The following is a 26,744-nucleotide window of genomic DNA, read 5'->3' as shown; positions in this document are numbered from 1 at the left end:
CGATCCGCGAAGGTGGCCGTACCGTCGGCGCAGGCGTCGTTTCCAAGGTCCTGGAATAAGGTTCACACCGGTTATCCGGTAGGGGGGAGGTCTAGCGGCCTCCTCTTTTTTGGCTTCCTGTTTACTCCATTGGGAACAACAGACTTGCGTCAAATAGCATGAAGCCATGCTTGAGGACGGGACTCGCTTACCTCTTTCATCCGCTCTCTCAGCGGCAGAACTGGCGAACCTTTCCCTCAGCCCGGTGGCACAGGTGCGGGCAGCAGTGGCGGCGCATCCCAACACGTCGCCTTATATCCTGGGTTTGCTGGCCGCCGAGTTTCCAGCGGAGGTGCTGGGCAATCCAGCGCTCCCCCTGCTGCGGCTGGCCGACCCTGGCTTGATATTCCGTTGGCCTGCGGCTTCGTTGCTGGCTCTGGTTCGGCAGCTCGATACGCCCACCTGGTTGAGAACGCAGGTCTCCAGGCACCCGAATGCCGAGTTGCAGGTCCTTCTCGCCAGTCATCCAGCCCTGACGTTGGAGGAGATGCACAACTTGCGCGTTCATCCTTCGTGGCTGGTTCGTGCCCGTCTGGCTGCGCGGGAGGACTTGCCCCCGGCCCTGCTGCAAGGATTGGCCGAAGACACCCACTACGCAGTCCGGCTGGCTGTGGTGTCGCGTGCGAATTTGACTGCTGACTGCCTACGTGACTTTCTGAACGACCCCTCACGTTTCGTCCGCCAGGAAGCCCTGCGCCGCACGCGGACTGGCGAACGAAATACAGAAAGTTCGGGCGATGGTGGACACCAGCAAGTCGAGTGATTATACTGAGAATGTTGCCCGCCAGACGGCGGGTTTTTACCAGCGCGATAACACGCAAGAGCGGGCGCTGGGAGCAGCTTTTCTCCGCACAGGAGAAGGCCGCGCAAAGGAGAGCATCATGGCGAAAGACGGACCTCGTATCATCGTGAAGATGGAAAGCAGCGCTGGGACTGGTTTCTACTACACCACCACCAAGAACCGCCGCAACACCCAGGCCAAACTGGAACTCAAGAAGTATGACCCCGTTGCCAAGAAGCACGTGGTCTTCAAGGAGAAGAAGGTCTGAAGCCTGCCGCTGGCTTTTCTGTTTTGAAGAGCCGGGCAGCTTCGGCCTCTTTCTGCCGTTCCGGCGGGTAGAGACATGAACCTGATTCAGTATTTCCGTGAAGCCCGCGAAGAACTCGCGCGGGTCACGTGGCCCAGTGGCCGGGAAGTCATCGAGGGAACACAGGCAGTGCTTATCTTCGTCATTGCGCTGACCCTGATTGTCTGGGTACTGGATATGCTGTTCGGGACGGGTATCCGGGCCGCTCTGGAGTGGAGGTAAACATATGAGCATCGAATGGTATGCCGTCCACACCTATGTCGGGCAGGAAGACCGTGTTCAGGAGCAGTTGATGGACCGTGCTCGCCGCCTGGGGATGTACCGCACCAAGATTTTTCAGGTGCTTCAGCCTGAAGAGGACGCGGTCGAACTCCAAGAGGGCGGCAAGAAGGTCAACGTTAAGCGCAAGCTGTTCCCCGGTTACGTCTTTGTACAGATGGATGTCGAAGACGACGACGCGCCGGGTGAACTGGGCGAGTCCTGGGAAGTCGTGCGCGGCACCAGTGGCGTGACCGGCTTCGTGGGTACGGCGACCCGTCCTGTGCCCCTGTCTCCCGAAGAAGTGCAGCGCCTCCTGACTTCGGTCGGCGTGGCCTCGCAGCCGGTGGCCGAAGAAGCCCCCCGCATCAAGGTGGATCTCAAGGTGGGCGACATGGTGCGCGTCACCTCCGGTCCCTTCGCGGATTTCAGCGGTGTCGTGGGCGAAGTCAATGCACCTCAGGCCAAAGTCAAGGTGCTGGTCAGCATTTTCGGGCGCGAAACGCCGGTCGAACTGGACTTCTCGCAGGTCGCCAAGTAAGTCGTCGCCGGGGCTGTGCTCCGGTGGGCGCTTCCAGGCAAAGGCGGGGTTGGCAAAGACAGCACCGAACCGCTACAATCAAAAAGTTGCTGTCCGCTTCCAAGCAGGCAGAACTTAGCGTCAGCACCCCACCCTGGAGCGGTGTACGGTTGGGGGAGCTAAGGAGGAATTACGAATGAAGAAAGTCGCAGGGATTGTCAAACTGCAACTCCCGGCGGGCAAGGCCACCCCAGCCCCCCCCGTCGGTCCCGCGCTCGGTCAGTACGGCGCGAACATCATGGAGTTCACCAAGGCGTTCAACGCCCAGACCGCCGATAAGGGTGACGCCATCATCCCCGTAGAAATCACCATCTACGCGGACCGTTCCTTTACCTTCATCACCAAGACCCCGCCCATGAGCTACCTGATCCGCAAGGCTTCGGGCATCGCCAAGGGCAGCTCGACCCCCAACAAGGCCAAGGTCGGCAAGCTGAACTGGGACCAGGTGCTGGAAATCGCCAAGACCAAGATGCCCGACCTGAACGCGGGCAGCCTCGAAGCTGCCGCCAACACTGTGGCTGGCACCGCCCGCAGCATGGGCGTGACCGTGGAAGGAGGCCCCAATGCCTAAGCATGGTAAGCGCTACCGCGCTCTGGAAGGCAAGGTCGACCGCAACAAGCAGTACTCCATCGACGAGGCTGCCGCGCTGGTCAAGGAAATCGCCACCGCCAAGTTCGACGAAACGGTGGAAGTCCATTTCCGCCTCGGCATCGACCCCCGCAAGAGCGATCAGAACGTGCGTGGCACGGTTGCCCTGCCCCACGGCACGGGCCGCAGCGTGCGCGTGGCCGTGATCACCAAGGGTGAAAACGTCCAGGCTGCTGAAGCCGCTGGTGCAGACGTGGTCGGTAGCGACGAACTCATCGAGCGCATCGCTGGTGGCTTCATGGAATTCGACGCCGTCGTGGCGACCCCCGACATGATGGCCCAGATCGGTCAGAAGCTCGCCCGTCTGCTCGGGCCGCGTGGCCTGCTGCCCAACCCCAAGAGCGGTACGGTCGGTCCCGACGTGGCCGGCATGGTCAAGGGCCTCAAGGCTGGCCGCATCGAGTTCCGTAACGACAAGACCGGTGTGGTTCACGCGCCGATCGGCAAGGCCAGCTTCGAAGCGGGCAACCTCAGCGAAAACTACCAGGCCCTGATTTCGGCCCTCGAGTCCGCCAAGCCTGGTACCGCTAAGGGTGTGTTCCTGCGTAGCGCCTACCTGACCACGACCATGGGGCCGAGCATTCCCCTGGCCCTGGGCAGCGCCAGCGCGACGGCCTAAACCTGCAAGAGCAGCGGGGACTGAGGGCTGACCCTCCCCCCGCTGTGCCTGAATACGGCATTCCGGTGCTTCTTCGCACCTGTTGACGACAGCAATTCGCCCTCATTCCGGCATCCAAGACAGCGGGGACGCTAGCCACGTTTAAATATCCCGCCGAGTTGTCAGGTGAAAGCGCATTCGTGCGGTGAAGTACCTGAACTTGTTCACCACAGAGGAGGTCAAACGTGGCGAACGAAAAGAACCAGCAGACGCTGGGCAGCCTCAAGGAAAGCCTCCAGGGCGTCGAGACGTTCTACGTCGTCGATTACCAGGGCCTGACCGCTGGGCAGCTCTCCAGTCTGCGCAAGGACATCCGCGAGAAGGGCGGGCAACTGATTGTTGCCAAAAACACGCTCATTAATCTGGCCCTGCAAGACGGCGGCCGTGACTTCTCGGCAGAACTCAAGGGGCCCAGCGCCATTGTGCTGGCCCATGAAGACCCCGCCGGGGTTGCCAAGGCGCTCAAAGACGCCGCTGGCGGCAACGACAAGGGTATTCCTGCCGTCAAGGCCGGCTTTGTCGAAGGCAACAAGGTGGACGTGGCCGTCGTGCAGCGTCTCGCCAGCCTCGGCAGCAAGCAGACCCTGCAAGGCGAATTGGTCGGCGTGCTCAGCGCCCACCTCAGCAACTTCGTGGGCATCCTTGAAGCCTACAAGACCAAACTGGAAGGCGAAGGCGCTTAATCGCCCGCTTCCAACTCAGTACAAATCCAATTCCCGGAGGACACACTCATGGCATACGACAAACAAGCTCTTATTGACCAACTCGGACAACTCACCATCATGGAACTCGCCGACCTCATCGACGGCCTGAAGGAAACCTGGGGCGTGACCGCCGCTGTGGCCGTGAGCGGTGGCGGCGCTGCTGCTGCCGGCCCTGCTGCCGAAGAGAAGACCGAGTTCGACGTGGTGCTGGTTGACGCTGGCGCGAGCAAGATCAACGTCATTAAGGAAATCCGCGGCATCACCGGCCTGGGTCTGAAGGAAGCCAAGGACATGAGCGAGAAGGGCGGCGTGCTGAAGGAAGGCGTTGCCAAGGAGGAAGCCGAGAAGATGAAGGCCCAGCTCGAAGCCGCTGGCGCCAAGGTCGAACTCAAGTAATCTTCCCCAACCGGAATGCAGCCCCCAGCCCACGTGGTTGGGGGTTTTTCGTACGCTCTGGGCGTCGGCTCTGGCTATACCCGCCCGCTGCTTTTGCATGGCGGGGCAAGTATTGTAGAGGCTATTAGCAGTTCTCCGAATTGCGCGGGCGGCGGTGCTGTTCCGACGCCCGCTCCATTCTCTGCTTCGCAGCTTTGCAAGTCCGCACTGCTCTTCGTTTTGCTCTCGCTCTGCTCGCCAAAAAGCTGTGCCATCTTTTTGCCAAATGCTTTCAGGAGACCGCCATGCCTATGAACTATGACCCAGGCCAGAAGTTTTTCGACGAGATGTTCACCTCGTCTGGCGAACTGCGCCCTCACTATGAGGGAGTCCGGAAATATCTGGAACAGTTGGGTCTGCCGGAATTCAGCCGCCGCACCGAACTGCTCGACGTCGCTTTTCGCAATCAGGGCATCACGTTTACCGTGTATGGCGACAACCAGGGGACCGAACGGACGTTTCCCTTCGACCCGGTGCCGCGCATCATTCCTGCCGGAGAGTGGGCGCACCTGGAAGCGGGCCTGACCCAGCGTGTTCGCGCCCTCAACGCCTTTCTGAACGACATTTACCACGAGGGGCAGATTTTGGCGGACGGTGTTATCCCCTCCGAACTGGTCTACACCTCGGCCCATTTCCGGCGCGAGGTTCATGGGCTGAACGTGCCGCAGGGCATCTATACCCATATCGTCGGCACCGACCTCATCCGGGACGAAAAGGGCGAGTATCTGGTGCTGGAGGACAATCTGCGTTCGCCCAGCGGTGTGTCCTATCTGCTGTCCAACCGGGACGCCATGCGGCGCATTTACCCCGGCATGTTCGAAGGACAGGGGGTGCGCTCGGTGCAGCACTACGCGACGGCGCTGCTGGCCCTGCTTCAGTCCATGTCGCCGCGTGAAGACGGCACGGTGGTGGTGCTGACGCCCGGCATGTACAACTCGGCCTACTTCGAGCACGCTTACCTGGCGCAGCAGATGGGCGTGGAGCTGGTCGAAGGTCGTGACCTCTTTGTGGACGGTGGGCGCGTCTGGATGAGAACCACGGGCGGGCGGCAGCAGGTGGACGTGATTTACCGCCGCGTGGACGACGATTTCCTTGACCCACTCGCCTTCCGGGCAGACAGTGCGCTGGGCGTGGCTGGACTGGTCGAGGTCTACCGTCAGGGCCGGGTCGCCATCGCCAACGCCATCGGCACCGGGGTCGCGGACGACAAGGCCGTGTACGCCTATGTGCCGGAAATGATTCGGTACTACCTCAACGAAAAGCCGCTGCTCAACAACGTGCCCACCTACCTGGGTTGGAATCCCGACCATCTGGCCTACATGGTGGAGCACGCCGCCGAACTGGTGTTCAAGGGCGTGGGCGAGGCGGGCGGCTACGGCATGCTCATCGGCCCCGCCGCCACCCGGCAAGAAGTCGCGGAGTATGTCGAGAAGGTCAAGGCCGCGCCGCGCGAGTTTATCGCTCAACCCGTCGTGGGCCTCTCGCGGCACCCGACGTTCTACAGCGACACCGACGCCTTCGAGCCAGCGCACATTGACCTGCGCCCCTACATTCTGGTCGGACCGGATCATGTGACCATCGTGCCCGGTGGCCTGACCCGTGTGGCTCTGCGGCGCGGCAGCCTGGTGGTCAACTCGTCGCAGGGGGGCGGTTCCAAAGACACCTGGGTGCTCGACCACGACGGCCCCCTGCCCTCCGCCGCCATGAGTCAGCTTCTGGGCGGCAATAAGGGGCTGGCACCAGGGCAGAGTCAGTCGCAGAGCCAATCCCAGAGCCAGAGCTTGGGCGGGCAGACACAGAGCCAGAGCCAGTTTCAGGGGGGCTTCGGGGCTGTTCCGCTGGGTCTGGACAGCAGCCAACCGGAGCGCCGTGAGGCCCTGGCGGGCGAAGCACAGGTCAATGCCTACGAGCAGAGCCACGAAGAAACTGGACAGCCGCCGGAATTGACAGGGGGAGCCGCGCCGGAGGCCCAGGCCCAGGCGCAGCATTCGTACCAGCAGCAACTGGAAAAGACGGAGCTGGCCCATTCGGACGCCGCCAAATCGCCCCTGGAAGTCGAGATGGAGGCGCAAGACGCCGTGCATCCGCCCCTAATTGAGCCTTTTGACCGCAAGGAGAACGACTGATGCTGCTGTCTCGTCTGGCTGAAAACCTGTTCTGGATTGGGCGCTATGTGGAGCGGGCCGAAAACACGGCGCGTCTGCTGAACGTCAACTACTTCGCCAGCCTGGAAATGGGCGGGCGGGCCCGTGAAATCTGGCTGCCGCTGCTGGAACACACGGGTGGTCAGGCCGAGATGCGGGCCAAATACGGGCGCATCGACAGCCGTTCGGTGAGTGCTTGGCTGGCCTTTGACCGCGACAACCCTTCCAGCATCGCCAGTTCGGTGTCGCGGGCGCGGGAAAATGCGCGTGGCCTGCGCGACCGGATTCCCAGCGAAATGTGGGAGTCGCTCAACCGCACCTACCTGTCGCTGTGCTTCGAGGGCAGCAATCTGCTGGAGCGCGACGGTCTGTTCGAATACTGCAACGCGGCGCGGGACGCCTCGCAGATGTTCTTCGGTATCGCCTTCGCCACCCTGCCGCGTGACGAGGGCTGGTCGTTCATGCGGGCCGGGCAAATGCTGGAGCGCGGCGATAACGGGGTGCGCGTCCTGCAAAACCGCCTGCGCGGAATCGACGCGGCCCCCATGGCTGACCCGGCAGGCCACGCGATGCAGGCGCAGCGCTGGGTGAGCGTGCTGAAGGGGTCGAGCGCCTACGAAGCGTACCGCAAGCGCGTCCACACCGGGATCGACCCGCAGCGCATCAGCGAATTTTTGCTGCTGGACGAGTATTTCCCGCGCAGCGTGCGCTACAGCGCCGCGAACCTGCACGAAGCGCTGGAACAAATCGAGCGCTGGCATCCGGGACAGCATCCCGAGATTCTGCGGCTTTCGCGCTGGCTGGTGGCCCGGTTGCAATACGCCCGAATCGAGCACATCGTGGACAACGACGAGCCTTCGCTGGAGGAGTTGCTGGGCGACTTCAACCGAGTCGGGGCGGCCATTACGGCGGCCTACTTCCAGCAGGAATAGGCAGGCTGCGGCAGCCTCGTTCACGGTCAGCCACTACACTTGGGGCTATGCCCCACGTCATCAGCTTCATCAATCTCAAAGGGGGTGTCGCCAAGACCACCACGACGGTGCAACTGGCGGACACCTTCGCCTTTATGCGCCGCCAGAAGGTGCTGGTGATCGACCTCGACCCCCAGACCAACGCGACCCTGGCGCTGATAGGCGAGCGGCGCTGGGAAGAGGCCGACGAGCGCGGGCAGACACTGGCGCACCTGTTTCTGGATTTGCTGAGCGGCACGCGGCACTTCGACCCCGAAAAGGCCATCGTGCGCGGGGCCAGCAACCTCAACAGCATTCCCGCCGACGTGCTCGACCAGTTGCCCGCCGACGTGCAGTACGGGCGGGTGGATGTGCTGCCCAGTTCCATCCGGTTGATTGACGTGCAAGACCGGATGCAGGACATCGCCAACCGCACCAACTTCAGCCTCAGCCCCATGAGCGTGGTGCAGCGGTTCGTGGGGCCGCTGTTTGACCGCTACGACTACGTTCTGATTGACTGCCCGCCCAACCTCGGCTTTATCACGCAGAACGGTCTGGAAATCAGCGACCACTACCTGATTCCCACCATTCCTGACCGCATGAGCACCTACGGCATTCCGCAAATTGCGGGCAAAATTGACCAGCTGCGGCGCGACAGGCAGCTCAAAATTCGGGCGCTGGGCGTGGTCGTCACCAAATTTCAGAGCAATTCTTCGCAGCACAAGCAGGGGATGCTCAACCTGCCTGCCCAGCTTGAGGCGGCCTTTCGCTACACCACCGAGGACACGCCACCGATTCTGGAAACGGTGCTGCCCCAGACCAACGCCAGTGCCGAAGCCATGCTATTTGAGCGCGAGGTCAAGAATTACCCGACCAAATATGGCAACAGCAAAGTCGGCGGGCAGGAAGCCTACAAGTACGGCTTAGACCTGGCGGCTGAAATTGAAAGCCTGCTGGGTGCGGAGGAGACGAGCGATGCGTGAACTGCTGACCGACCTGTGGCGCATTTTCAAGCTGGTGGCGGGCATCTGCATCGGGCCGCTGCTGATTTGGGGTGTGTTGGTGCTGCTGGGCGTGCTGAAGTAGTTCGGAGCTGCTCGACGCCTAACGCTTAAACGCCAGGAGCCGCCTCGGAAGGACATGTACTGACGTTTAGAGTATTTGACATAAAAAGACACCCCCTCCCCTTGCTTTGCAAGGCCCTCTGCAAGCAGCTCTAACGAGTCCCCCATCAAGGGAGAGGGTCGGAAAAGGCGAACTCATTCTTTTGTCAAATGTTCTAGCGCTTGGCTTCAGCTCAGCTTCAGCCAGTACCAGTCGTGCCGCCCCAGTTGCATGGCGTAACCATCTTCGCCAATGGTGGGGAAGGTGGCTGCGCCCGTGACCGTCATGGGGGTTTTGCCCGCGTATCCGCTCAGGCTGAGGTGGGCACTCTGGGCGTTGGCGGCAAAGTTGCAGACAATGAGCAGGGTTTCGTCTGCTGACTGGCGGGTAAAGGCCAGCACAGCGGGGTTGTCGGTGTCCACAAATTGCAACTCGCCCGTGGCAAAGACGGGGTGCTGGCGGCGAATTTCCAGCAGGCGGCTCGTCCAGTGCAGCAGGCTGCCGGGGTCGGCTTCGGCGGCGGCGACGTTCACGCGCCCGTAACCGTACACGGCGCTGTCGTTGGGCGGGAAAAAGCACTGCTCGCGGGCCGCCGCCGAGAAGCCGCCGTTGACGCCCGCGTTCCACTGCATCGGGGTGCGGCAGCCGTTGCGGTCGCTGAGGCTCAGGTCGTCGCCCATGCCGATTTCGTCGCCGTAGTACAGGATGGGTGAGCCGGGCAGCGCGAGCAGCACGCTGTTGAGCAGCTCGATGCGGCGGCGGTCATTGTCCAGCAGCGGCGCGAGGCGGCGGCGAATGCCCACGTTGATTTTCATGCGGGGGTCGGGCGCGTAGGCGGCGTACATGAAGGCCCGCTCCTCCTCAGTCACCATTTCCAGCGTCAGTTCGTCGTGGTTGCGCAGGAAAGTGCACCACTGCCCGAAGCTGGGAATGGCGGGCAGGCGGCCCATGATTTCGCGGATGCTGGTCGTGTCCTCCTTCTTGAGAGACATGTACAGGCGCGGCATCACGGGAAAGTTGAAGCACATGTGGAACTCGGGGTCTTCGTCGGTGCCGAAGTATTCCACCACTTCTTCGGGCCACTGGTTCGCCTCGGCCAGCAGCAGGCGGCCTGGGTACTCGGCGTCCACCATGCGGCGCATTTTCTTGAGGATGTCGTGGGTTTCGGGCAGGTTCTCGCAGTTGGTGCCCTCGCGCTCAATCAGGTAGGGCACGGCGTCCACGCGGAATCCGTCCAGCCCGAGGTCCAGCCAGAAGCGGGCAGCGCCCAGCAGTTCGTCCACCACTTTGGGGTTGTCGTAGTTCAGGTCAGGCTGACTGGAAAAGAAGCGGTGCCAGTAATACTTGCCCGTCTGCTCATCCTTCGTCCAGTTGCTCGTCTCGGTGTCGGTGAAAATGATGCGTGCGCCGCTGTATTCGGTGCCCGTGTCGCTCCAGACGTAGTAGTCGTAGAAGGGGTTGTCCGAGCCGTCGGGGAGCTTTGGCCCCTTGCGGGCTTCCTGAAACCAGTGGTGGTCGCTGCTGGTGTGGTTGGTCACCAGGTCGCCAATCACGCGCAGGCCCCGCGCATGGGCTTCGCGCAGGAACACCTTGAAGTCGTCCAGCGTGCCCAGGTCGGGGTGAATGTTCAGGTAATCCGCCACGTCGTAGCCGTCGTCGCGCAGTGGGCTGGGAAACCAGGGCAGCAGCCACAGCACGTCCACGCCGAGGCTTTTCAGGTAGTCCAGCCGACTGGTCAGGCCGGGAAAGTCGCCTTTGCCGTCGCCGTTGCTGTCCTGAAAGGTGCGAACGGAGAGTTCGTAGAAGACGGCGCTCTTGTACCACTCTGGATGCTGCGAAGTCATGGCGAGATTGTAGCGAGTTCGGGATTGGAAGCGTTACCAGCCTCCCGACCTGCATACGCCCTCTGCGCTCTGGGACAAGAAATGACGCCCCAGCCGAAAAATTTCTGGAGCGGCGCATAAAGTTGACATTTGGCGTATTCGGCTCTATTCTTTTTCTATCACCGCCCAACAAGGCGGATTTTTTATTTTTGCCCGTTCGCCATCGGCAGCAGCGTTCCCGGAAAACCTATGAGCGCGACGGTGTGCCAGCCGCCCTGTCTGTCACCGCTGGCGGTGTCCACTTCCTGCTGTAGCCGCTGCTGCAAGTCGGTCATCAGCGCCGCGTAGCGTTCGCGGGGCAGGCGAAACTGCTGCACCAGCACGCCGCGCCGCTCGGTCTGCCAGTCGGGGGCCAGCGAGGTGGCGGCGTCCCGCGCAAAGTCCATCAGCACATACTCTCGCGCTGGGTCGGCTTCTTCCCTTGAGGCCGAAGTCAAGAAGGCTTCGGTCAAGGCGGTCAGCAGCGGCAGCAGGTCGGGCGCCAGCACGAAGCGGGTGGCGACAGCCTGCAGCTTTTGCCCGCGCCCTTCGCCCTCGGCGGCTTCCAGCAGGCCCAGTTCATGCAGTTTGCCGACGTGGTAGCTGATTTTGCTGGCACTCTCGCCCATGCTGCGGGCGGCTTCGCTGGCGGTGGTCGCCCCTGCAAATTGCCCCAGCAGGTGAAACCCGTAGTGCGGGTGCAGCAGCGTCAGCAGTTCTTCTTCGCGGCGGACGGTGTAGGTTTTTGGCATGGCCCTACTGTGCACCGTGCCCATTTCAAATGGGAGGCGGAATTTTGAAACACCCCGCCGCCTGCACCAGCATCCGGGCGTAGTGGGCGGCTCCCCGACGCTGGGCGAGTTGCACGAAGGGTTGGGCGAGCCGCGCCAGGGGAACGGCGGCCCGCGAAAAGGTCATCAACTCGAACCAGACTACGCCCGCCGCGTCCTGTTCCAGCAAAAAGCGTTCCTCGCCGCGCACCAGATGGCCTGCCAGTGTGCCGTAGCCAAAGCCGAAGCGCCCCGGCTCATCTATCCGGTACAGCACCCGGTTGGCGATGAGGCTGTACAGGCCCCACTGCCCGCGCCCAAAGGGGCCGAAATGCCGCACCAGCAGCGCCACCGTGTCGCCTGAACGGTAGCCTTCTGCGCGCTGAAGCGGCTGCACCCAGCCCTGAAACATGGTTCCGCCCTCAAGTGCAGCCCTGGCCCGCTCCCAGCAGGCCGCGCCCTGACCGACCCGTACGCGATGCTGTCCCTGACGTGACCACGTCGGCAGGCGTCCGTCCAGCGTCCAGCCCGTCTCGGGGTAGTTGGGCTGCTGCGAGCGGCTGATGTTCAAAAAAGCGCGAATCTGTGCGGGCGACGGTGGGCGCAGCAGAAACATTCGGGCTGCTCAGTCCCCGGCGGGGCGCAGCGATTCTTCCAGGCCCCGGTGCGGGCGGGGGCGCAGGCCCTCTTGCCGCAGACGGTCACGCACCTGCTGGCAGCGGCAACCGCGCACCTTGCACAGCAGCGCCTCGGGGTCGTGCGAGAGCAGCGTCATGGTGGCGTCCACCAGGTCGCGCACCCGGTAGAGCCGCAGCGTGGCTGGCCCGACCTGCTCGCTCTGACCCCGCACATACGGTTCCAGCGTGGCGAAATCTGCCGAGCAGTTGGGAAAGGCGGTGGGGGCCACCTGCCCGTCCAGCGGCACCCAGCGCGTCAGCAGCGGCACACCGGCCAGATGCTCGCCGTAGTGAATGGTGGTGTTGCTGCCGAAATCCACACCCATCAGCAGCGCGTAGCCGTCGAGGTCGTACAGGGCGCCGATGGGCCGGTAAGGGCTGTCGAGCGACTGCGAGCGGGTCACGAGTTCGGCGGCAGCGCCCATCGCCACGAAGCTGAGGGTGGGGTGAAAGGAGCGCCGCGCCTCGGCCCGTTCCACCATTTCCTGCGGCACCCGCCCAATGTCGCGGCTGACCCGCGTGTCGCGGTGGAAGGTGGTGCGAATGGGCGAACTGGGCCGCGAAAGCAGGGTCGCGTAGGTAAAGGACGGAGCCGCCAGCGTCGCAGTGCGCTCGAACAGGCTGTTGACCACGGTTTTGGCCCCACCTTCCAGCTGTCCGAAAGAACGCAGACTGGCGTGGACAATGACATGCTGTGAACCGTCCAGGCCCAGAGCATCCAGACCCCGATTCAGGTCGGCAGCGGTGACGACGGGGCGGCGGCGCAGGTTCAGCACGCCCACAAGTGTAGCGTCCCAGGCGGCCTGTGCCCCCGCAGCCGCTGCCATTCGAGACAGGGGAGGGTGACCATCAGCTTGTCTATCCTCAGACGCTCAAAAGGGCAATACGCGGAAAACATTTTGCAAAAAAGCCGCCTTAATCTTCCAGATGTCACCTGGAAACTGAAATTTGTACAGGCTGAGGGATAGCATTTTGCACCCCCCTTCTCTATACTCCGGGGTGATAGTCGGACAGGCGGTTTGGGGCAAAATCACGGTGACCCGCTCCCACGCTTTACCGCCGACCTGCCCGCACAGAGGAGCCGCATGACCCAGCAGAACTTCGACGTAACCTCGGTGGCCCGCAACTGGCGTGCCGACGCCAAGCAGACCGCCAGCCCCACCGAACTGGTCAGCAGCCTGTTTGCCAGCGACGTGCTGACGCTCGACCAGCTCAAGGCCCGCCTGAGCAAGTCCGACTTCCGCAAGTTGCAGGCCACCGCCGAGCGCGGTGAAACCCTCGACGCTTCCATTGCCGACACGGTGGCCCTCGCCATGAAAACCTGGGCGATGGAAAAGGGCGCGACCCACTACACCCACTGGTTCCAGCCCCTGACCGGCAGCACCGCCGAAAAGCACGACTCCTTCCTCAACCCGGCGGGTGACGGCATGGCGATCATGTCGTTCTCCGGCAAGGAACTGATTCAGGCCGAGCCGGACGCCTCCAGCTTCCCCTCGGGCGGTCTGCGGGCCACCTTCGAGGCGCGTGGCTACACCGCTTGGGACCCCTCCAGCCCCGCGTTTATCGTGCGGCACACCAACGGCGCGACCCTCTACATCCCCAGCGTGTTCGCGTCGTGGAAGGGCGAGGCGCTCGACCTCAAGATTCCGCTGCTGCGCTCCATCGAGGCGCTGAACAATGCCGTGACCCCCGCGCTCAAGTTGTTCGGGGCCAGCGAAGGCACCCGCGTGAGCAGCACCCTGGGCGCAGAGCAGGAGTACTTCCTGATCACCGAGGAGTACTACTACCGCCGCCCCGACCTCGTGATGACCGGGCGCACCCTGTTCGGGGCCAAGCCTCCGCGTGGGCAGGAACTCGAAGACCACTACTTCGGCGCGATTCCTGACCGCGTCCTGAGCTTCATGGCCGACGCCGAGACGCAGCTCTACGCCCTGGGGATTCCGGTCAAGACCCGCCACAACGAAGTGGCCCCCGGTCAGTTCGAGATTGCGCCCATCTTCGAGCACTCCAACGTCGCCGCCGACCACCAGCAGCTCATCATGCAGGTGCTGCGGACCACGGCCCGCAAGTACGGCTTGGTGTGCCTGCTGCACGAAAAACCTTTCGCAGGCGTCAACGGCAGCGGCAAGCACTGCAACTGGAGCATGGGCACCGACGCGGGCGAAAACCTGCTCGACCCCGGCGACACCCCCAGCGAGAACATGCAGTTCCTGTTCTTCTGCTCGGCGGTGCTCAAGGCCGTGGACGACTATCAGGCGCTGCTGCGGGCCTGCGTGGCGAGTGCCAGCAACGACTGGCGACTGGGGGCCAACGAAGCGCCGCCCGCCATCATCAGCGTGTTCCTGGGCGACGAACTGACCGACATCTTCGAGCGCATCGTAAGCGGCGAGGGCGGCAGCAGCCACTCGGCGGGCCTGATGGGTCTGGGCAGCCAGGTGCTCCCCGAGATTCCCGTTCATGCCGGGGACCGCAACCGTACCAGCCCCTTCGCCTTCACCGGCAACAAGTTCGAGTTCCGCGCTGTAGGCAGCAGCCAGAGCATTTCCTTCCCCGTGACGGTGCTCAACGCCATCGTTGCCGACAGCGTGCAGCAGCTCACCGCCGAGCTGCAGTCGCGCCTGGACAGCGGCCTTGAACTGGACGCCGCCGTGACCGAAGTGGTGCGCACCACCTACAAGCAGTACCAGCGCATCGTCTTCAACGGCGACGGTTACTCCGAAGCGTGGCACAAGGAAGCCGAGCACGAGCGCGGGCTGCTCAACCTCCGCACCACCCTGGACGCGGTGGAGCACCTGACCGACCCCAAGAACGTCGAACTGTTCGACAAGCACCACATCCTGAACGAGCGCGAACTCGCCGCCCGCCAGGAAATCATGTACGACATCTACTTCAAGACCGTCAACATCGAGGGCGAGACCACGCAGTACATGGCGCAGACGCAGGTGCTGCCCGCCGCCGTGACCTACCTGGGCGAGCTGGAGAAGGTCGAAGGAAGCCGCGCCGCCAAGGGCATCAGCGGTGAAGTGAGCCGTCTGGCCGATAGCCTCTACGACGCCCTGGACAACCTGCGTGCGGTCAACAACGACCTGGGCGGCGACGAAGTTCACGAGAAGGCCCACCACATGCGCGACAAGGTGCTGCCCGCCATGGCCGAAGTGCGTGCCGCCGCCGACAAGCTCGAAGGCGTCGTGAGCTTCAAGCACTGGCCCATGCCCACCTACCGCCAGATGCTGTTCGTCAAGTAAAACTGGCTCACCAAGCCGCTCTCCATTGTCGGAGGGCGGTTTTGCGTTGTGCTCCCTAACGCCCGTTAGAATCAGGGCGACACCAAGACACGGCAGGACAAACAGGAGGAATACAGATGGACGGGACAGAGAGGCGGATACGGGTACTGATTGCCAAACCCGGTATGGATGGACATGACCGGGGCGCCAAAGTGGTCGCCCGTGCGCTGCGTGACGCGGGCATGGAAGTGATCTACACCGGACTGCGGCAGACCGCCGACATGATCGTCAATGCCGCCGTGCAGGAGGACGTGGACGCCATCGGCCTGAGCGTGCTGTCTGGGGCACACATGCACTACTTCAAGGAAGTGACTGCACTGCTGCGCGAGAAGGGAGCCGAAGACATCATCGTGTTCGGCGGCGGCATCATTCCCGACCAGGATTTGCCCAAACTCAAGGAGATGGGCGTGGGGCAGGTGTTCACGCCGGGCACCAGCACCGAGGACGCCGCCAGCTACCTGCGCCAGGCCGTGCAGGAGCGCTGGGCCAGCCTGGGCGAAGCCTGAAAAACCTAGTCGAGAGAGCCGCCCTTGTTCAGCCGAGCGGTACAGGCTGAACGAGGGCGGCTCCCTTTCTTATGCGACTTAAGCCAGCTGTTGGGCGATGGCGCGGCCTGCCGAGCGCCCGCTGAAGATGCAGCCGCCCAGGAAGGTGCCTTCCAGTGCCCGGTAGCCGTGATAGCCGCCGCCGCCGAAGCCTGCCACCTCGCCCGCCGCGTACAGGCCGGGCATGGGCTGACCGTTCACGCCCATCACGCGGCCCTGAAGGTCGGTTTCCAGGCCGCCCAGCGACTTGCGCGTCAGGATGTTCAGCTTCACGGCAATCAGGGGGCCGTCTGCCGGGTCGAGGATGGGGGCGGGTTTCGCCACGCGAATGAGTTTCTCGCTGAGAATCTGTCTGGCGCCGCGCACAATCGCCAGTTGCGCGTCTTTGCCCGCCACGTTCCGCACCTGCAGGTCGCGGTCCTTGACCTCGCGCTCGACGGTGTCGTAGTCCACCAGATCGTTGCCGATGAGTTCGTTCATGCCGCGCACGAGGTCGCGCAGGTTGTCGCGCACCACGAAGTCCGCGCCGTGGTCCATGAACGCCTGCACCGAGGGCGGCACGTTCTTGCCGACGCGCCCCGCCAGCAACCTGAGGTCACGGTTGGTCAGGTCGAGGTTCTGCTCGCTGCCCGACAGCGCGAATTCCCGCTTGATGATGGCCCGGTTGAGCAGGAACCACGTGTAGGGGTAACGGTTGGTGGTGATGTATTGCAGCGTGTCGTAGGTGCTCGCGCCGGGAATGTGTGGGAACGGCAGACGCTTGCCGCTGGGGTCGAGCCACAGGCTGCTGGGGCCGGGCAGCACCCGGATGGCGTGCATGGGCCAGATGGGGTTCCAGTTACGCAACCCTTCGGTGTAGTGCCACATGCGGTCGGGGTTGATGAGGTGTGCCCCCTGCGCCGTGACCTGCTGCTGAAGCAGGCCGTCCACATGCTGCGGCACGCCGGAAATCATGAAGTCGGGGGCCGGGCCGAGGCGCTCGGTGGGCCAGTAACGCCGTACCAGGGCGTGGTTGCCGCCGATACCGCCCGAGGTGACCAGCACCGCCTCCGCGTTGAGGTCAAAGTCGCCGACCACCACGCGCGAACTGCTCTCGCCGCGTTCCACCGTCGAAGGTTCCAGCACGTCGCCCTGCACGCCATGCACCACGCCGTCGGTGATGTTCAGGCGGCGCACCCGGTGACGGAATTTGAAGATGATGCGCCCGGCGCTGACGTGTTCGCGCACGCGGCGCTCGAAAGGTTCCACCACGCCGGGGCCGGTGCCCCAGGTGACGTGGAAACGCGGCACGCTGTTGCCCGCCAGCCCCGCGCCCGCGCCGCCGCGCTCGGCCCAGCCGACAGCGGGGAACCAGCGCATGCCCTGCTTGTGCAGCCACTCGCGCTTTTCGCCTGCGGCAAATTCCAGGTAGGCTTCGGCCCACTTGCGGGGCCAGTGGTCTTCGGGACGGTCAAAGGCGGCGGCGGTTTCCCAGTCGCGCCGGGCCAGCTCCAGCGAGTCCTTGATGCCCAGGCGGCGCTGCTCGGGGCTATCCACAAAAAACAGGCCCCCGAACGACCAGAAAGCCTGCCCGCCGATGTTCTGCTCGCCTTCCTGGTCGAGCAGCAGCACTTTTTTGCCTGCATCCGCTATTTCAGCGGCGGCCACCAGCCCGGCCAGACCCGCCCCCACCACGATCACATCTGCATCCATTTTTGGCATGACCTATTAAACAGGTTTTGTGGCGGGGTATGGTAATGGCGTGTCTACCCTTGCCCCCGAAACCCGTGTCATGGCTGTGGTTCAACACGTCCAGAACGTCATTCAGTGCGGCAACTTGTCGGCGGGTGCGCCCCTGCCTTCGGAGATGCAACTAAGCCGGGAACTCGGCATCAGCCGGGGCATGGTGCGCGAGGGCTACCGCACGCTGGCCGCCACGGGCGCGGTAGAGCTGGGCAATGGTCGCGTGCCGAGGGTAGGCAGCCTGAGCGCCCAGCCGGTGGCGAACATGCTGCGGCACGGGCTGGACACGCGGCAGGTCAGCCCCCTTCACGTTCTGCACTTCCGGCAGGCGGTCGAGGTGCAGGCGGTCGCTCTGGCGGCCCTGAACCGCAGCGGCGCACAGGCCCAGGCCCTGCTGGACACCGTGCAGGAGATGCGGCGCTGCGCTCTGGCAGGCCAGCCCCTGACCGCCCCTGACCTGAAATTTCACGCGCTGCTGGCCCAGGCGTCGGGCAATCCGCTGTTCGAGGTGATGACCCAGACGGTTGAAGCCCTGATTGAGCAGTCCATCCTCTCGGGCATGGCGCACTACACCGACGAGTACCACCAAGGCGCTTTTATCGAGGTTCACCAGCGCATCGCCGGGGCGGTGTGGGAGCAGCGTACGGCGCAGGCCGTGCAAGCCATGCAGGAGCATTATCAGCAGGCCGAATTGGCGGTCATGCTTTCGGAGTGAGCCTGGGCGTCCCCGTCGCCCCAACCCCTATTGCAGGCGGGACAGGGCTTGACGTTGGCGCTGTGCAAATGGCGATGGTCCTCTTGCCGGACGGTGCGGTGCTCCTCGGTTGCACGGGGACTGGATGCTGCGTTTTACGGGTTGTCGCGGGGGTGCAGCAGGTCTTGGGAAGCTGGATACAGGCGGCTGTTTTCTGCACGCGTAACAACGCCATCTTTCCCACGTTCTAGACTGCCGGGCGTGACCCAGTCTGCTGCCGCGCCCCCTGCTTCCCTCGACCTGAAGCGGCTTTTTCCGCTCTATGTGGCTCAGGCCCTGGCGACTGGGGCGGTCAACGTCAGCACGATTCTGGCGGCGCTGGTGGTCGGCAATCTGGGCTTTCCCTCGCTGGTGGGCCTGCCCTCGACCCTCATCAGCGCGGCGGCAGCGCTGTCGGCGGGGCTGTTCGGCAGCCTGATGCTCTCGCGGGGGCGGCGGCTGGGGCTGGGCCTCGCGTTCGGTCTGGGGGCGCTGGGTGCGGTGGTGGGTTTCGCCGGGGGCAAGTTAGGGCTGCTGCCCGTCTTTCTGCTGGGGGCGGCGCTGATGGGGGCGGCCCAGGGTGGCTACCAGCAGGCGCGGTACGCCGTGGCCGAAAGCGTGCCCGAGGCGCGGCGCGGGACGGCCCTGGGTGCCCTGATGCTGATGAGTGTGGTGGGGTCGTTCCTGATGACGGGCTTTTCGCGGCCTATCGAGGCGGGTGCCGCGTGGCTCGGGGCCACCCCGGAGGTCTTCGGCTGGCTGCTCGGTGGCGTGCTGCTGGGCACGGCGGCGGTTCTGATGCTGGCGTGGCGGCCCCTGCGTGCGCCGGGGGCGGCGGCGGTGGCCCGCTTGCCTCTGCGGGAAGCCTTCGCGCTGCCGGGGGTACGTGAAACCGCTCTCGCCCTGGCGACGGCCCAGGGGCTGATGGTCACGCTGATGAGCCTGACGCCCCACCGTGCCCACGACATGGGCATGGACCACGCCGGTATCGCCGCCATCATCAGCGGGCATATTGCGGGCATGTTCGGCTTCGGCTGGCTGACCGGGCCGCTGATTGACCGGGTGGGTGTACGTCCGGGTTACGTGGCGGGCGCAGTGCTGCTGGCGGTGGCCGCCCTGACCGCCCCCCTGCCGGGGCACGCCTGGCTGGGCGTCAGCATGTTCTTGCTGGGCCTGGGCTGGAATCTGGTCAACGTGAGCGGCAGCAAGGAAATGGCCCGTTTTCCGGCGGCGCAGGGCGTGACCGATGGGCTGGGCTACGTCGCGGCGGGCGTGGGGACGCTGCTCGGCGGTGTGGTGATTGCGAAGGCGGGCTTTCCGCTGCTGGCGTACCTTTGCGCGGCGCTGTCGTTGCTGCCCCTCTGGAGTGCGTGGCGGGCCGGAAGATAGCGGCGCACAACAGCAAAACCCCCCGGCACCATGACCGGGGGACTTCATTGTTCTGGCGGAACGAGAGGGATTCGAACCCTCGATAGAGTTGCCCCTATACACGCTTTCCAGGCGTGCTCCTTCAACCACTCGGACACCGTTCCAGGCTGGCTCACGCGGCAGCGGCAGACAGACTAGCCCAGGAGCGGGGGGCAGGTCAAGAAAAAGAGGAGGGGTTCAGACCGAAGGGGAACGGACATACCGCCGCACGATGTCCACGGGCGCGAAGGTCTGGGCCTCCAGCGCCGCCTGCACCGCCCGCGCCTCGGCCCAGGCCAGGGCGTGCTGCTTTGGGGTGATCTGTCCGGCGTTCAGCGCCGCTTCCACTTCGTCCACGTCGATGATTTCCGTCGCCGTGACGCGCCAGCTTCCGTCGGGCTGCACGTCGCACAAGGCGGTCACGTCCAGATACAGGTCGTCGATGTAGGCGATGCCGTCGGGGTCGAGGCCCACCGCCGCGCCGATGTCCACGTAAAGCTGCTGCGGCACCCCCGCCGGGTCGAGGTGAACCGTCAGCGTGTGATGCTGGCCCGCTTCGGCGTACTGCACCCAGCGAAAGCCGCTTTGCAGGATGGCGCGGGTCTGACCGCAGACGGGTACGACCAGCGGCTTGTTCACCTGTTCGGCCCGGAATTCGCTGACCCAGCCGCCGGCCCAGGGCTGAACGAGTTGCTGCCCGGTGCCCGGCTCGATCCGGTGCCACTGGCGGTAATCGAAACGTTTGTGCTTCATGGCTCAGGGTAGCAACCGCGTGGCAACATAGGCGAAATGAACACTCCCGAGCAGCCCGTGTCCGGCCCTGTGGCCCATCTGCGCCAGCGCCTCGACCTTGCTGGGGGGCCGGTACGGCGCGTCATCACCCGGAACGCGATGGGCGAAACGTCCGTCACCGAGGTCGCGCAGGATGGTCTCAGCGCCGTGCGCGGCTACCCGTCGGGCGTGCGGCAGTGGGAATGGGTGGAAGGCGACACGCTCTGCATCGGTTACGCCGAGGGTGAGGCGGGCTGGCGGCACTTTTTCGATGCCGAGGGCCGCCTCGTCCGGGAACAGGAAGGCAAGCGGGTCACCGCCGAGTACCATTACGACGGTCCGCGCCTGTCTTCGTCCAGTGTCTACGAGCAGGTGTCCGACCAGGACATGGACTGGGTGGAATCCACTTTTATTCCCCACCCGCCCGAGGAAGGCGGCGCACGGCGCGAGGAGGTCACCGCGCACTATCCCGACGGCCTGATTTCGGTGGAACTGCGCGAATTCGACGCCCAGGGCCGCGAAATCTTCAACGAGACGTACAGCAACAATGACGACATTTTCCACACCAGCCGCACCACCTACCGCGACGACCCGCACGGCAACTGGGTCGAAATGACCATCCGGACGCAGAGCAACCGCCCCGGCAGCGAGCGGGTCTACGTGCATCGGCGCGACATCGAATACTGGGTATGATTTCCCGTATCTGCGTCCCGGAGCATGGGGACGACCCAAAGGAGCAAGGCGATGAACGACATTCTGTGCAGCACCGAAAACGGCGTCATGACCCTGACCATCAACCGCCCCGACAAGAAGAACTCCCTCACGCTGGCGATGTACAAGGCGCTGGCCGACCATCTGGAGCAGGCGCAGGCCGACGCGGAGGTGCGGGTCGTGGTGCTGCAAGGCCACCCGCAGATTTTCTCGGCGGGCAACGACATCGCCGACTTCCTGAGCCTGAGCGGGTCGGTGCAGGACTCGCCCATCACGCGCTTCCTGCGAACCGTCGCCACTTTCCCCAAGCCGCTGGTGGCTGCGGTGTCCGGCGCGGCGGTGGGCATTGGCACGACCATGCTGCTGCACTGCGACCTGGTCTATGCCAGCGATACGGCGCTGTTTTCGCTGCCCTTCGTGGACCTGGGGCTGTGCCCCGAAGCGGCCTCTAGCCTGCTGCTGCCGCAACGCCTGGGCCACCAGCGGGCGTCGGCGGCCCTGCTGCTGGGTGAGCCGCTGAGCGCTCAGGCGGCGCTGGACGCCGGACTGGTCAACGCGGTGGTGCCTACCGAAGAGGTGACGGCGCTGGCCCAGGCCCAGGCGCAGAAACTGGCCGCCAAGCCGCTGGGGGCCGTGCTGGAAACCAAGCGGCTCATCAAGGAGGGCCAGCAGCAGGCCGTACTGACGCACATGGGCGCAGAAGAAGCCGTGTTTGGCCGACTGCTGCGGGAACCGGCGGCACGCGAGGCGTTCACGGCTTTCCTCGAAAAGCGCCGCCCGGATTTCAGGGGGCTGTAAAAGGGGGGTGTAAAAAAGGGGAGGGGTCTACCACGTCCGGTAGGCCCCTCTTTTCTCCCTTGCCGTACCAGGGTCAGCTCCTGTCGAGGAAACCCTTGACCGCCCGCAGCATCAGCGCCCCTTCCTCGGCCTGCACGCGGGCCTTGAGGGTAGCGAGGGTGTCGCCGGGCAGCACCGGCACGCGCATCTGTTCCAGCGCCGGGCCTTCGTCTATGCCCGCCGTGACCAGATGGACGGTCGCGCCGCTCTCGGTGTCGCCACTCGCCAGCACCGACTCGTGTACCCGGTCGCCGTACATGCCGCGCCCGCCGTGACGCGGGAGCAAGCTGGGGTGAATGTTCAGAATGCGGCCCTCGAAGGCGGCGAGGGTCTGCGGCCCCAGTTCCTTCATGTAGCCGCTGAGAATCAGGGTGTCGGCCCCTGACCCCACCAGAAAGTCGCGGATGGCGCGGTCAAGCTCGCCCGCGTCGGGATATTTGGCGCTGGAAAGGTGCGCCGCGCGCAGCCCCGCCTCCCGCGCCCAGGCCAGGGCGGGCGACTTGCTGTTGTTGCTGGCGAGCGCCACCGCTTCGGCCTTCAGTTCCCCGGCGCGAATGGCCTCCACCAGCGCCCGCGCCGCGCTGCCGCCGTGCGAGGCGAGGAAAGCTAGGCGCACGAGTAACCCCTCACCCTTGTTGCTTCGCAACGACCCTCTCCCCAAGGTAGAGGGTGAAATGGCATCTTTGACCCTCTACCTTGGGGAGAGGGCCTGCCAGAGGCAGGGGTGAGGGGTCTTTCCGCCCTCACTGCCCCAGTTCCTCCAGCAGATAAGCACTCGTCAGAATCCCGTTGTGGTAGTCCTCCAGCGCGAAGCTCTCGTTGGGGCTGTGGGGGGCGTCTTCGTTGAGGCCGAAATCCACGAACAGCACGGGCGTTTGCAGAATCTGGTCGAAGTCCGCCACGATGGGAATGCTCCCGCCCGTGCGGGCGAAGGCGGCGTCGCGTCCGTAGACCCGCTTGAGCGCCCGGTTGGCCCCCTGAATCCAGGCGCTGTCGGTGGGGAACATGACCGGCTGCCCGCCGTGATGCCCCAGCACTTCGGCCTTCACGCCTTTGGGGGCGATGGTGGGTACGTAGTCCTTGATGAGTTGGGTTACGCGGTCGGGGTCTTGCCCCGGCACGAGGCGCATGGAGACTTTCGCGCCCGCTTTGGCAGCAATCACGGTCTTGGAGCCTTCGCCCTGATACCCGCCCCAGATGCCGTTCACGTCCAGTGTGGGGCGGCCCCAGATGCGCTCCAGCACGGTGTAGCCTTCCTCGCCGGGCAGCGCGTCCACGCCGATGCTGGCGGCAAATTCTTCATCCGAGTGCGGCAGGCTGGCCCACATCGCCCGCTCGTCGTCGGTCAGCGGGGTCACGCCGTCGTAGAAGCCGGGAATGGTCACGCGGCCCTGCTCGTCTTTGAGCCCCGCGATGATTTCACACAGCGCGTTGATGGGGTTGGGCGCGGCCCCGCCGTAGCTGCCGCTGTGGAGGTCACGATTGGCCCCCTGAACGTGAATCTCCACATAGCTCAGCCCGCGCACGCCGTAGGTGATGGTCGGCACGTCCTTGGCAAAGCGGCTGCCGTCCGAAATCACGATCACGTCGGCCTTCAGTTCGTCCTTGTGCGCTTCGAGGTAGGGCTTGATGCTGGGGCTGCCGATTTCTTCCTCGCCTTCCAGGAAAAACTTGACGTTGACGGGCAGTTCGCCCTGCGAGAGCAGCAGCTCCACACCCTTGATGTGGGCATAGGCCTGACCCTTGTCGTCGGTGCTGCCGCGTGCGTAGATGCGCCCGTCGCGGATGGTCGGCTCGAAGGGGGGCGTGACCCATTCTTCCAGCGGGGCTTCGGGCTGCACGTCGTAGTGCCCGTAGATCAGGATGGTGGGCTTGCCGGGGGCGTTCAGGCGCTCGGCGTACACGATGGGGTGGCCGGGGGTGGCATCCACGCGGGCCGCGAAGCCCAGGCTCTGCAACTTAAGTTGCAGCCAGTCGGCGGCGCGGGCCACGTCGGCCTTGTAGGCGGGGTCGGCGCTGACCGAGGGAATACGCAGCAGCTCGAACAGTTCCGCGTTGGCCTGTTGGCGGTTGAGTTGGGCCGAAAGGTCGGGTGGTGTCATCGCCCCAGGATACGCCGCCGGGCAAAAAGTGGGGGGGCAAATGCTGCTCTCCGGGCAGGCAGGATGTCGGGTATGTCCCGCTCTTCTTCCTCGGTGTGGCCGCTGGGCCTCGGATTCATCGCCATCGGCGCACTGCATTTTGTCCGGCCCCAGTTCTTCGACCAGATTGTGCCGCCCCAGACCCCGCTGGCCCCGCGCACTGCCACGCTGCTCAGTGGGGCCGCCGAGATAGCGGGCGGTGTGGGGTTGCTGTATGCCCCGACCCGCCCGGCGGCCCGCTGGGGGCTGCTGGCACTGCTGGCGGCGGTGTTTCCAGCCAACATCTACATGGCGCAGCACCCCGAGAAATTCAAGATTCCGCGCGGAGTGGCCCTCGCCCGGCTGCCCCTTCAGCCGCTGCTGGCGTGGTGGGTGTACCGCGCAGGCCGCTGACCAGACTTCCTTGCCCCGACGCGGCCCTTGCCTTTCACGTCCCCAAGTCGTAAAATCTTCGCTTGGTCAAGTGGGGCAGGGCAACCAACGGCTGACTTTTGGTCGGCGGCCCGAAAACCCCAGACAGAAGCGCCCAGACAGGGCTGCGACTGGACTCAAGAAGGAGGGCTTATGCCCAAGATGAAGACTCTCAAGATGGCCAAGCGCCGCGTGAAAATCACGGCGACGGGCAAAGTCATGGCGTTCAAGAGTGGTAAGCGCCACCAGAACACCGGCAAGAGCGGCAACGAAATCCGTGGCAAGGGCAAAGGCTTCGTCCTCGCCAAGCCCGAATGGAAGCGCATGAAGCTCATGCTGGGAGGTAAATAATGCCCCGCGCCAAGACTGGTATCGTCCGCCGCCGCCGCCACAAGAAGGTGCTCAAGCGCGCCAAGGGCTTCTGGGGCAGCCGCTCCAAGCAGTACCGCAACGCCTTCCAGACCCTGCTCAACGCCGCGACCTACGAGTACCGTGACCGCCGCAACAAGAAGCGCGACTTCCGCCGCCTGTGGATTCAGCGCATCAACGCGGGTGCAAGGTTGCACGGCATGAACTACTCGACCTTCATCAGCGGCCTGAAGAAAGCCGACATCAACCTGAACCGCAAGGTGCTGGCCGACATCGCCGCCCGCGAACCCGAAGCGTTCAAGGCCCTGGTCGAAGCCGCCCAGCAAGCCCGCAAGTAAACGCAGGCATTTCGCAACTGCCCTCCGCTCGGGGGGCAGTTTTTTGTGGCCCGGTTTAGGTACTCTGGAGGGCCATGAGTGCTGCACGCCTGCTGCTGTCCCTGATTGCCGGAGCTTCCGCCGCCCTGATCGCCTTTTCGCTGTTCTACACGCGGGGCGATACGGGCGGCATCTTCCGTTTTCTGGGGGAGCGGGGCGCGGCGCGGCGGCTGGAGGCAGCGGGCGCGAGTCCCGAACAGGTGGCGGCGGCCAAAGCGCGGGCGCTGGAGATTGCCCAGGGGTTTGCCGACCCCGCTTTTGCCACGCAGATGTTGCCGGCAGCGTTGCTTATCGGTGTGGTGGTGGCGGCCCTCGTCTGGACTCTGTTCGGACGCCGCCTCACACGGGCCGAGCAGGGCGGCGAACGGGCCGACGTGCAGGAGCGCATGGTGCTCAAACTCGCCTACCGCAGCGGCGGGCACTTTACCCTGCGCGACCTGGAAGAAAAAAGCCCGCTGACTTCCCAGCAGGCGCGAGAAGTCACGGCGCGGATGCTGGAGCGCGGGCAACTGACGCGTGACGGCGAGGGCTACCGCCTGTCATGAGTGCCGCCGACCTGTCCCCCGAATGGCTCGCCCTGCTGCTGGACGAGGCCAACTACGCCCCCTGGGAGAGCGTCCAGAGTGCGCTGGCGGGGCTGGAAGGGGTGCAGCATCACCGCGTCGGCTGGCTGGTGTCGCACCTCACCCAGACCAAACGGGCTTACTGGGCGGCCATCGCGGCGGTCACGACTTTGGAACCTCCCCCCGGCGCGGCAGGACTGCGTGACCTGATGGCCTGGGAAGTGACGCAGGCGCGGCGGCTGACGCCTGAGCAACTGGCCGCGCCCCTGACCTACAGTGGGGCCGAGATGACCGTGGCGGAACTGCTGCGGCTGAATGCCCGCCACAGCGTGTGGCACGCGGGCCAACTCGCCGCGCTGGGCCGGGTGGCGGGGGCCTGAGTGCCTGCCGAGCGCCCCTTTCTGGCCCTGACCGACCCCGACCCGGAGGGACAAGGCAGCCGGGGAGCCGTGCCAGACGCCCTCTTTGACCTGGCGGTGAACCGGGCAGCGGCGGCTCTGCGCGGGATCAAACCGTCGTCGCAGGCGGGGGCAACAGCATTAGCCGCTTGGCACGCCCGCACCCGCTTTGCCCGCCGCGTCGCCCTGAACGACATTCGCGCCGCGCTGGAGCAAAAGCCTGAGCCGGGTGTCTGGCACTGGGCCGGGGGGCCGGGGGGCGGCTGGCAGGCTGGGAAAGCGCCCTTTCCGTGAGTCTCTCCATATTCCCCCTCGCTTCGCGCTCTGCGAGGCCCAGCCTGACTTCCAGGCGGGGAGGAACTTTGTAACGCAAAATGGCGGGGCCACAAAAAAGCCGCCCACGCAGGGCGACCTTTTGGCTGATGGGCTGACGGGGGCAGCTCAGTACAGGCTGCTCGCCTCAGTGCCGTAGACCGGGGCTTCCTTCTTGCCCTGCATCTCGGCTTCCTTGGCCTGAATGCCTTCGCGCACGCGCTGGCCGTAGTCGGCGTCGGCGG

The 26,744-nt window shown here is 64.6% G+C and carries 31 protein-coding genes and 1 tRNA gene; 23 read left to right on the top strand and 9 right to left on the bottom strand.

All coding sequences use genetic code 11. The annotated features are described in order from the left end of the window. Positions 1–166: 166 nt before the first annotated feature. The 11 genes from Q4C89_RS06650 to Q4C89_RS06600 all read left to right on the top strand — a co-directional run bounded on the left by Q4C89_RS06650 (position 167) and on the right by Q4C89_RS06600 (position 8,488). The gene (locus Q4C89_RS06650) at positions 167–802 is read left to right on the top strand and encodes a hypothetical protein (RefSeq protein WP_303101822.1); all 636 of its coding nucleotides are present in this window, start codon (positions 167–169) and stop codon (positions 800–802) included. Positions 803–920: 118 nt separating this feature from the next. After that, positions 921–1,088, top strand: coding sequence for a 50S ribosomal protein L33 (gene rpmG, locus Q4C89_RS06645; RefSeq protein ID WP_017871499.1), 168 nt, complete (start codon positions 921–923; stop codon positions 1,086–1,088). A gap of 75 nt (positions 1,089–1,163) precedes the next feature. Next, positions 1,164–1,349 (top strand): preprotein translocase subunit SecE, encoded by a 186-nt coding sequence (secE, locus tag Q4C89_RS06640; protein ID WP_303101821.1) that lies wholly within the window; start codon positions 1,164–1,166, stop codon positions 1,347–1,349. Positions 1,350–1,353: 4 nt separating this feature from the next. Continuing rightward, positions 1,354–1,926, top strand: a complete 573-nt coding sequence (nusG, locus tag Q4C89_RS06635) for a transcription termination/antitermination protein NusG (protein ID WP_303101820.1) — start codon at positions 1,354–1,356, stop codon at positions 1,924–1,926. 175 nt (positions 1,927–2,101) lie between these two features. After that, complete coding sequence (gene rplK, locus Q4C89_RS06630; RefSeq protein ID WP_303101819.1) at positions 2,102–2,536, top strand: 50S ribosomal protein L11; 435 nt, start codon at positions 2,102–2,104, stop codon at positions 2,534–2,536. Further along, the gene (gene rplA, locus Q4C89_RS06625) at positions 2,529–3,233 is read left to right on the top strand and encodes a 50S ribosomal protein L1 (RefSeq protein ID WP_303101818.1); all 705 of its coding nucleotides are present in this window, start codon (positions 2,529–2,531) and stop codon (positions 3,231–3,233) included. Before rplK ends, rplA begins: the two co-directional genes overlap by 8 nt. Positions 3,234–3,457: 224 nt before the next feature. Further along, positions 3,458–3,955 carry a 50S ribosomal protein L10 gene (rplJ, locus tag Q4C89_RS06620; RefSeq protein WP_303101817.1) on the top strand — a complete coding sequence of 166 codons (498 nt, stop codon included), beginning with the start codon at positions 3,458–3,460 and terminating at the stop codon, positions 3,953–3,955. A 48-nt stretch (positions 3,956–4,003) separates the two neighbouring features. Then, positions 4,004–4,372, top strand: a complete 369-nt coding sequence (gene rplL / locus Q4C89_RS06615) for a 50S ribosomal protein L7/L12 (protein WP_017871493.1) — start codon at positions 4,004–4,006, stop codon at positions 4,370–4,372. A gap of 290 nt (positions 4,373–4,662) precedes the next feature. After that, positions 4,663–6,537, top strand: coding sequence for a circularly permuted type 2 ATP-grasp protein (locus Q4C89_RS06610; protein WP_303101816.1), 1,875 nt, complete (start codon positions 4,663–4,665; stop codon positions 6,535–6,537). Next, positions 6,537–7,487, top strand: coding sequence for an alpha-E domain-containing protein (locus Q4C89_RS06605; protein ID WP_303101815.1), 951 nt, complete (start codon positions 6,537–6,539; stop codon positions 7,485–7,487). The genes Q4C89_RS06610 and Q4C89_RS06605 overlap by 1 nt, the downstream gene beginning before the upstream one ends. Before the next feature lie 47 nt (positions 7,488–7,534). Then, complete coding sequence (locus Q4C89_RS06600) at positions 7,535–8,488, top strand: ParA family protein (protein WP_303101814.1); 954 nt, start codon at positions 7,535–7,537, stop codon at positions 8,486–8,488. A 309-nt stretch (positions 8,489–8,797) separates the two neighbouring features. Here the strand turns inward: Q4C89_RS06600 and treS are convergent, their stop codons facing one another. From treS to Q4C89_RS06580, 4 genes are all read right to left on the bottom strand, one after another. Beyond that, positions 8,798–10,453, bottom strand: coding sequence for a maltose alpha-D-glucosyltransferase (treS, locus tag Q4C89_RS06595; protein WP_303101813.1), 1,656 nt, complete (start codon positions 10,451–10,453; stop codon positions 8,798–8,800). 182 nt (positions 10,454–10,635) lie between these two features. Then, entirely contained in the window at positions 10,636–11,223 is a 588-nt protein-coding gene (locus Q4C89_RS06590; protein ID WP_303101812.1) for a hypothetical protein, read from the bottom strand. Between the two features lie 25 nt (positions 11,224–11,248). Next, positions 11,249–11,857, bottom strand: coding sequence for a DUF1990 family protein (locus tag Q4C89_RS06585; protein ID WP_303101811.1), 609 nt, complete (start codon positions 11,855–11,857; stop codon positions 11,249–11,251). Positions 11,858–11,866: 9 nt separating this feature from the next. Next, complete coding sequence (locus Q4C89_RS06580; protein WP_303101823.1) at positions 11,867–12,694, bottom strand: AAC(3) family N-acetyltransferase; 828 nt, start codon at positions 12,692–12,694, stop codon at positions 11,867–11,869. A 309-nt stretch (positions 12,695–13,003) separates the two neighbouring features. Between Q4C89_RS06580 and Q4C89_RS06575 the strand changes: the two genes are divergently transcribed. Together Q4C89_RS06575 and Q4C89_RS06570 are read left to right on the top strand one after the other, a co-directional pair. Continuing rightward, positions 13,004–15,163: a glutamine synthetase III gene (locus tag Q4C89_RS06575; protein WP_303101810.1), complete on the top strand. Its 2,160-nt coding sequence runs from the start codon at positions 13,004–13,006 to the stop codon at positions 15,161–15,163. Between the two features lie 116 nt (positions 15,164–15,279). Beyond that, on the top strand, positions 15,280–15,708 hold the full coding sequence (locus tag Q4C89_RS06570) for a cobalamin B12-binding domain-containing protein (RefSeq protein ID WP_303101809.1): 429 nt from the start codon (positions 15,280–15,282) through the stop codon (positions 15,706–15,708). Positions 15,709–15,786: 78 nt separating this feature from the next. On the opposite strand, the gene Q4C89_RS06565 is transcribed toward Q4C89_RS06570, so the two are convergent. Next, a complete protein-coding gene (locus Q4C89_RS06565; protein WP_303101808.1) occupies positions 15,787–17,448 on the bottom strand; it encodes an FAD-binding dehydrogenase in 1,662 nt (553 codons plus the stop codon). A 40-nt stretch (positions 17,449–17,488) separates the two neighbouring features. On the opposite strand from Q4C89_RS06565, the gene Q4C89_RS06560 reads away from it, so the two are divergent. Both Q4C89_RS06560 and Q4C89_RS06555 read left to right on the top strand, forming a co-directional pair. Continuing rightward, on the top strand, positions 17,489–18,184 hold the full coding sequence (locus Q4C89_RS06560; protein ID WP_303101807.1) for a FadR/GntR family transcriptional regulator: 696 nt from the start codon (positions 17,489–17,491) through the stop codon (positions 18,182–18,184). 240 nt (positions 18,185–18,424) lie between these two features. Continuing rightward, positions 18,425–19,591: an MFS transporter gene (locus Q4C89_RS06555; protein WP_303101806.1), complete on the top strand. Its 1,167-nt coding sequence runs from the start codon at positions 18,425–18,427 to the stop codon at positions 19,589–19,591. Between the two features lie 53 nt (positions 19,592–19,644). On the opposite strand, the gene Q4C89_RS06550 is transcribed toward Q4C89_RS06555, so the two are convergent. Continuing rightward, positions 19,645–19,734, bottom strand: a tRNA-Ser gene (locus Q4C89_RS06550). 73 nt (positions 19,735–19,807) lie between these two features. Then, positions 19,808–20,362, bottom strand: coding sequence for a DUF402 domain-containing protein (locus Q4C89_RS06545; RefSeq protein WP_303101805.1), 555 nt, complete (start codon positions 20,360–20,362; stop codon positions 19,808–19,810). A gap of 36 nt (positions 20,363–20,398) precedes the next feature. On the opposite strand from Q4C89_RS06545, the gene Q4C89_RS06540 reads away from it, so the two are divergent. Both Q4C89_RS06540 and Q4C89_RS06535 read left to right on the top strand, forming a co-directional pair. Further along, positions 20,399–21,073 carry a hypothetical protein gene (locus Q4C89_RS06540; protein WP_303101804.1) on the top strand — a complete coding sequence of 225 codons (675 nt, stop codon included), beginning with the start codon at positions 20,399–20,401 and terminating at the stop codon, positions 21,071–21,073. Between the two features lie 51 nt (positions 21,074–21,124). Then, positions 21,125–21,889, top strand: a complete 765-nt coding sequence (locus Q4C89_RS06535) for an enoyl-CoA hydratase (RefSeq protein ID WP_303101803.1) — start codon at positions 21,125–21,127, stop codon at positions 21,887–21,889. A gap of 73 nt (positions 21,890–21,962) precedes the next feature. Here Q4C89_RS06535 and Q4C89_RS06530 read toward each other — a convergent pair whose 3' ends face one another. Both Q4C89_RS06530 and Q4C89_RS06525 read right to left on the bottom strand, forming a co-directional pair. Further along, positions 21,963–22,544, bottom strand: coding sequence for a phosphoribosylglycinamide formyltransferase (locus tag Q4C89_RS06530; protein WP_303101802.1), 582 nt, complete (start codon positions 22,542–22,544; stop codon positions 21,963–21,965). A gap of 127 nt (positions 22,545–22,671) precedes the next feature. Then, positions 22,672–24,030 (bottom strand): dipeptidase, encoded by a 1,359-nt coding sequence (locus Q4C89_RS06525; RefSeq protein WP_303101801.1) that lies wholly within the window; start codon positions 24,028–24,030, stop codon positions 22,672–22,674. Positions 24,031–24,102: 72 nt separating this feature from the next. On the opposite strand from Q4C89_RS06525, the gene Q4C89_RS06520 reads away from it, so the two are divergent. From Q4C89_RS06520 to Q4C89_RS06495, 6 genes are all read left to right on the top strand, one after another. After that, a complete protein-coding gene (locus Q4C89_RS06520; RefSeq protein WP_303101800.1) occupies positions 24,103–24,462 on the top strand; it encodes a hypothetical protein in 360 nt (119 codons plus the stop codon). A gap of 171 nt (positions 24,463–24,633) precedes the next feature. Then, entirely contained in the window at positions 24,634–24,831 is a 198-nt protein-coding gene (gene rpmI / locus Q4C89_RS06515) for a 50S ribosomal protein L35 (protein ID WP_303101799.1), read from the top strand. Further along, positions 24,831–25,187, top strand: a complete 357-nt coding sequence (gene rplT / locus Q4C89_RS06510; RefSeq protein WP_303101798.1) for a 50S ribosomal protein L20 — start codon at positions 24,831–24,833, stop codon at positions 25,185–25,187. The genes rpmI and rplT overlap by 1 nt, the downstream gene beginning before the upstream one ends. Before the next feature lie 74 nt (positions 25,188–25,261). Beyond that, positions 25,262–25,771 (top strand): hypothetical protein, encoded by a 510-nt coding sequence (locus tag Q4C89_RS06505; RefSeq protein WP_303101797.1) that lies wholly within the window; start codon positions 25,262–25,264, stop codon positions 25,769–25,771. Next, the gene (locus tag Q4C89_RS06500) at positions 25,768–26,169 is read left to right on the top strand and encodes a DinB family protein (protein ID WP_303101796.1); all 402 of its coding nucleotides are present in this window, start codon (positions 25,768–25,770) and stop codon (positions 26,167–26,169) included. The genes Q4C89_RS06505 and Q4C89_RS06500 overlap by 4 nt, the downstream gene beginning before the upstream one ends. Further along, complete coding sequence (locus Q4C89_RS06495) at positions 26,170–26,481, top strand: hypothetical protein (RefSeq protein ID WP_303101795.1); 312 nt, start codon at positions 26,170–26,172, stop codon at positions 26,479–26,481. Positions 26,482–26,744 lie beyond the last annotated feature (263 nt).

This window comes from Deinococcus sp., from assembly GCF_030523985.1.
GTDB lineage: Bacteria > Deinococcota > Deinococci > Deinococcales > Deinococcaceae > Deinococcus.
This window is presented reverse-complemented; position numbering and strand designations above follow the sequence as displayed.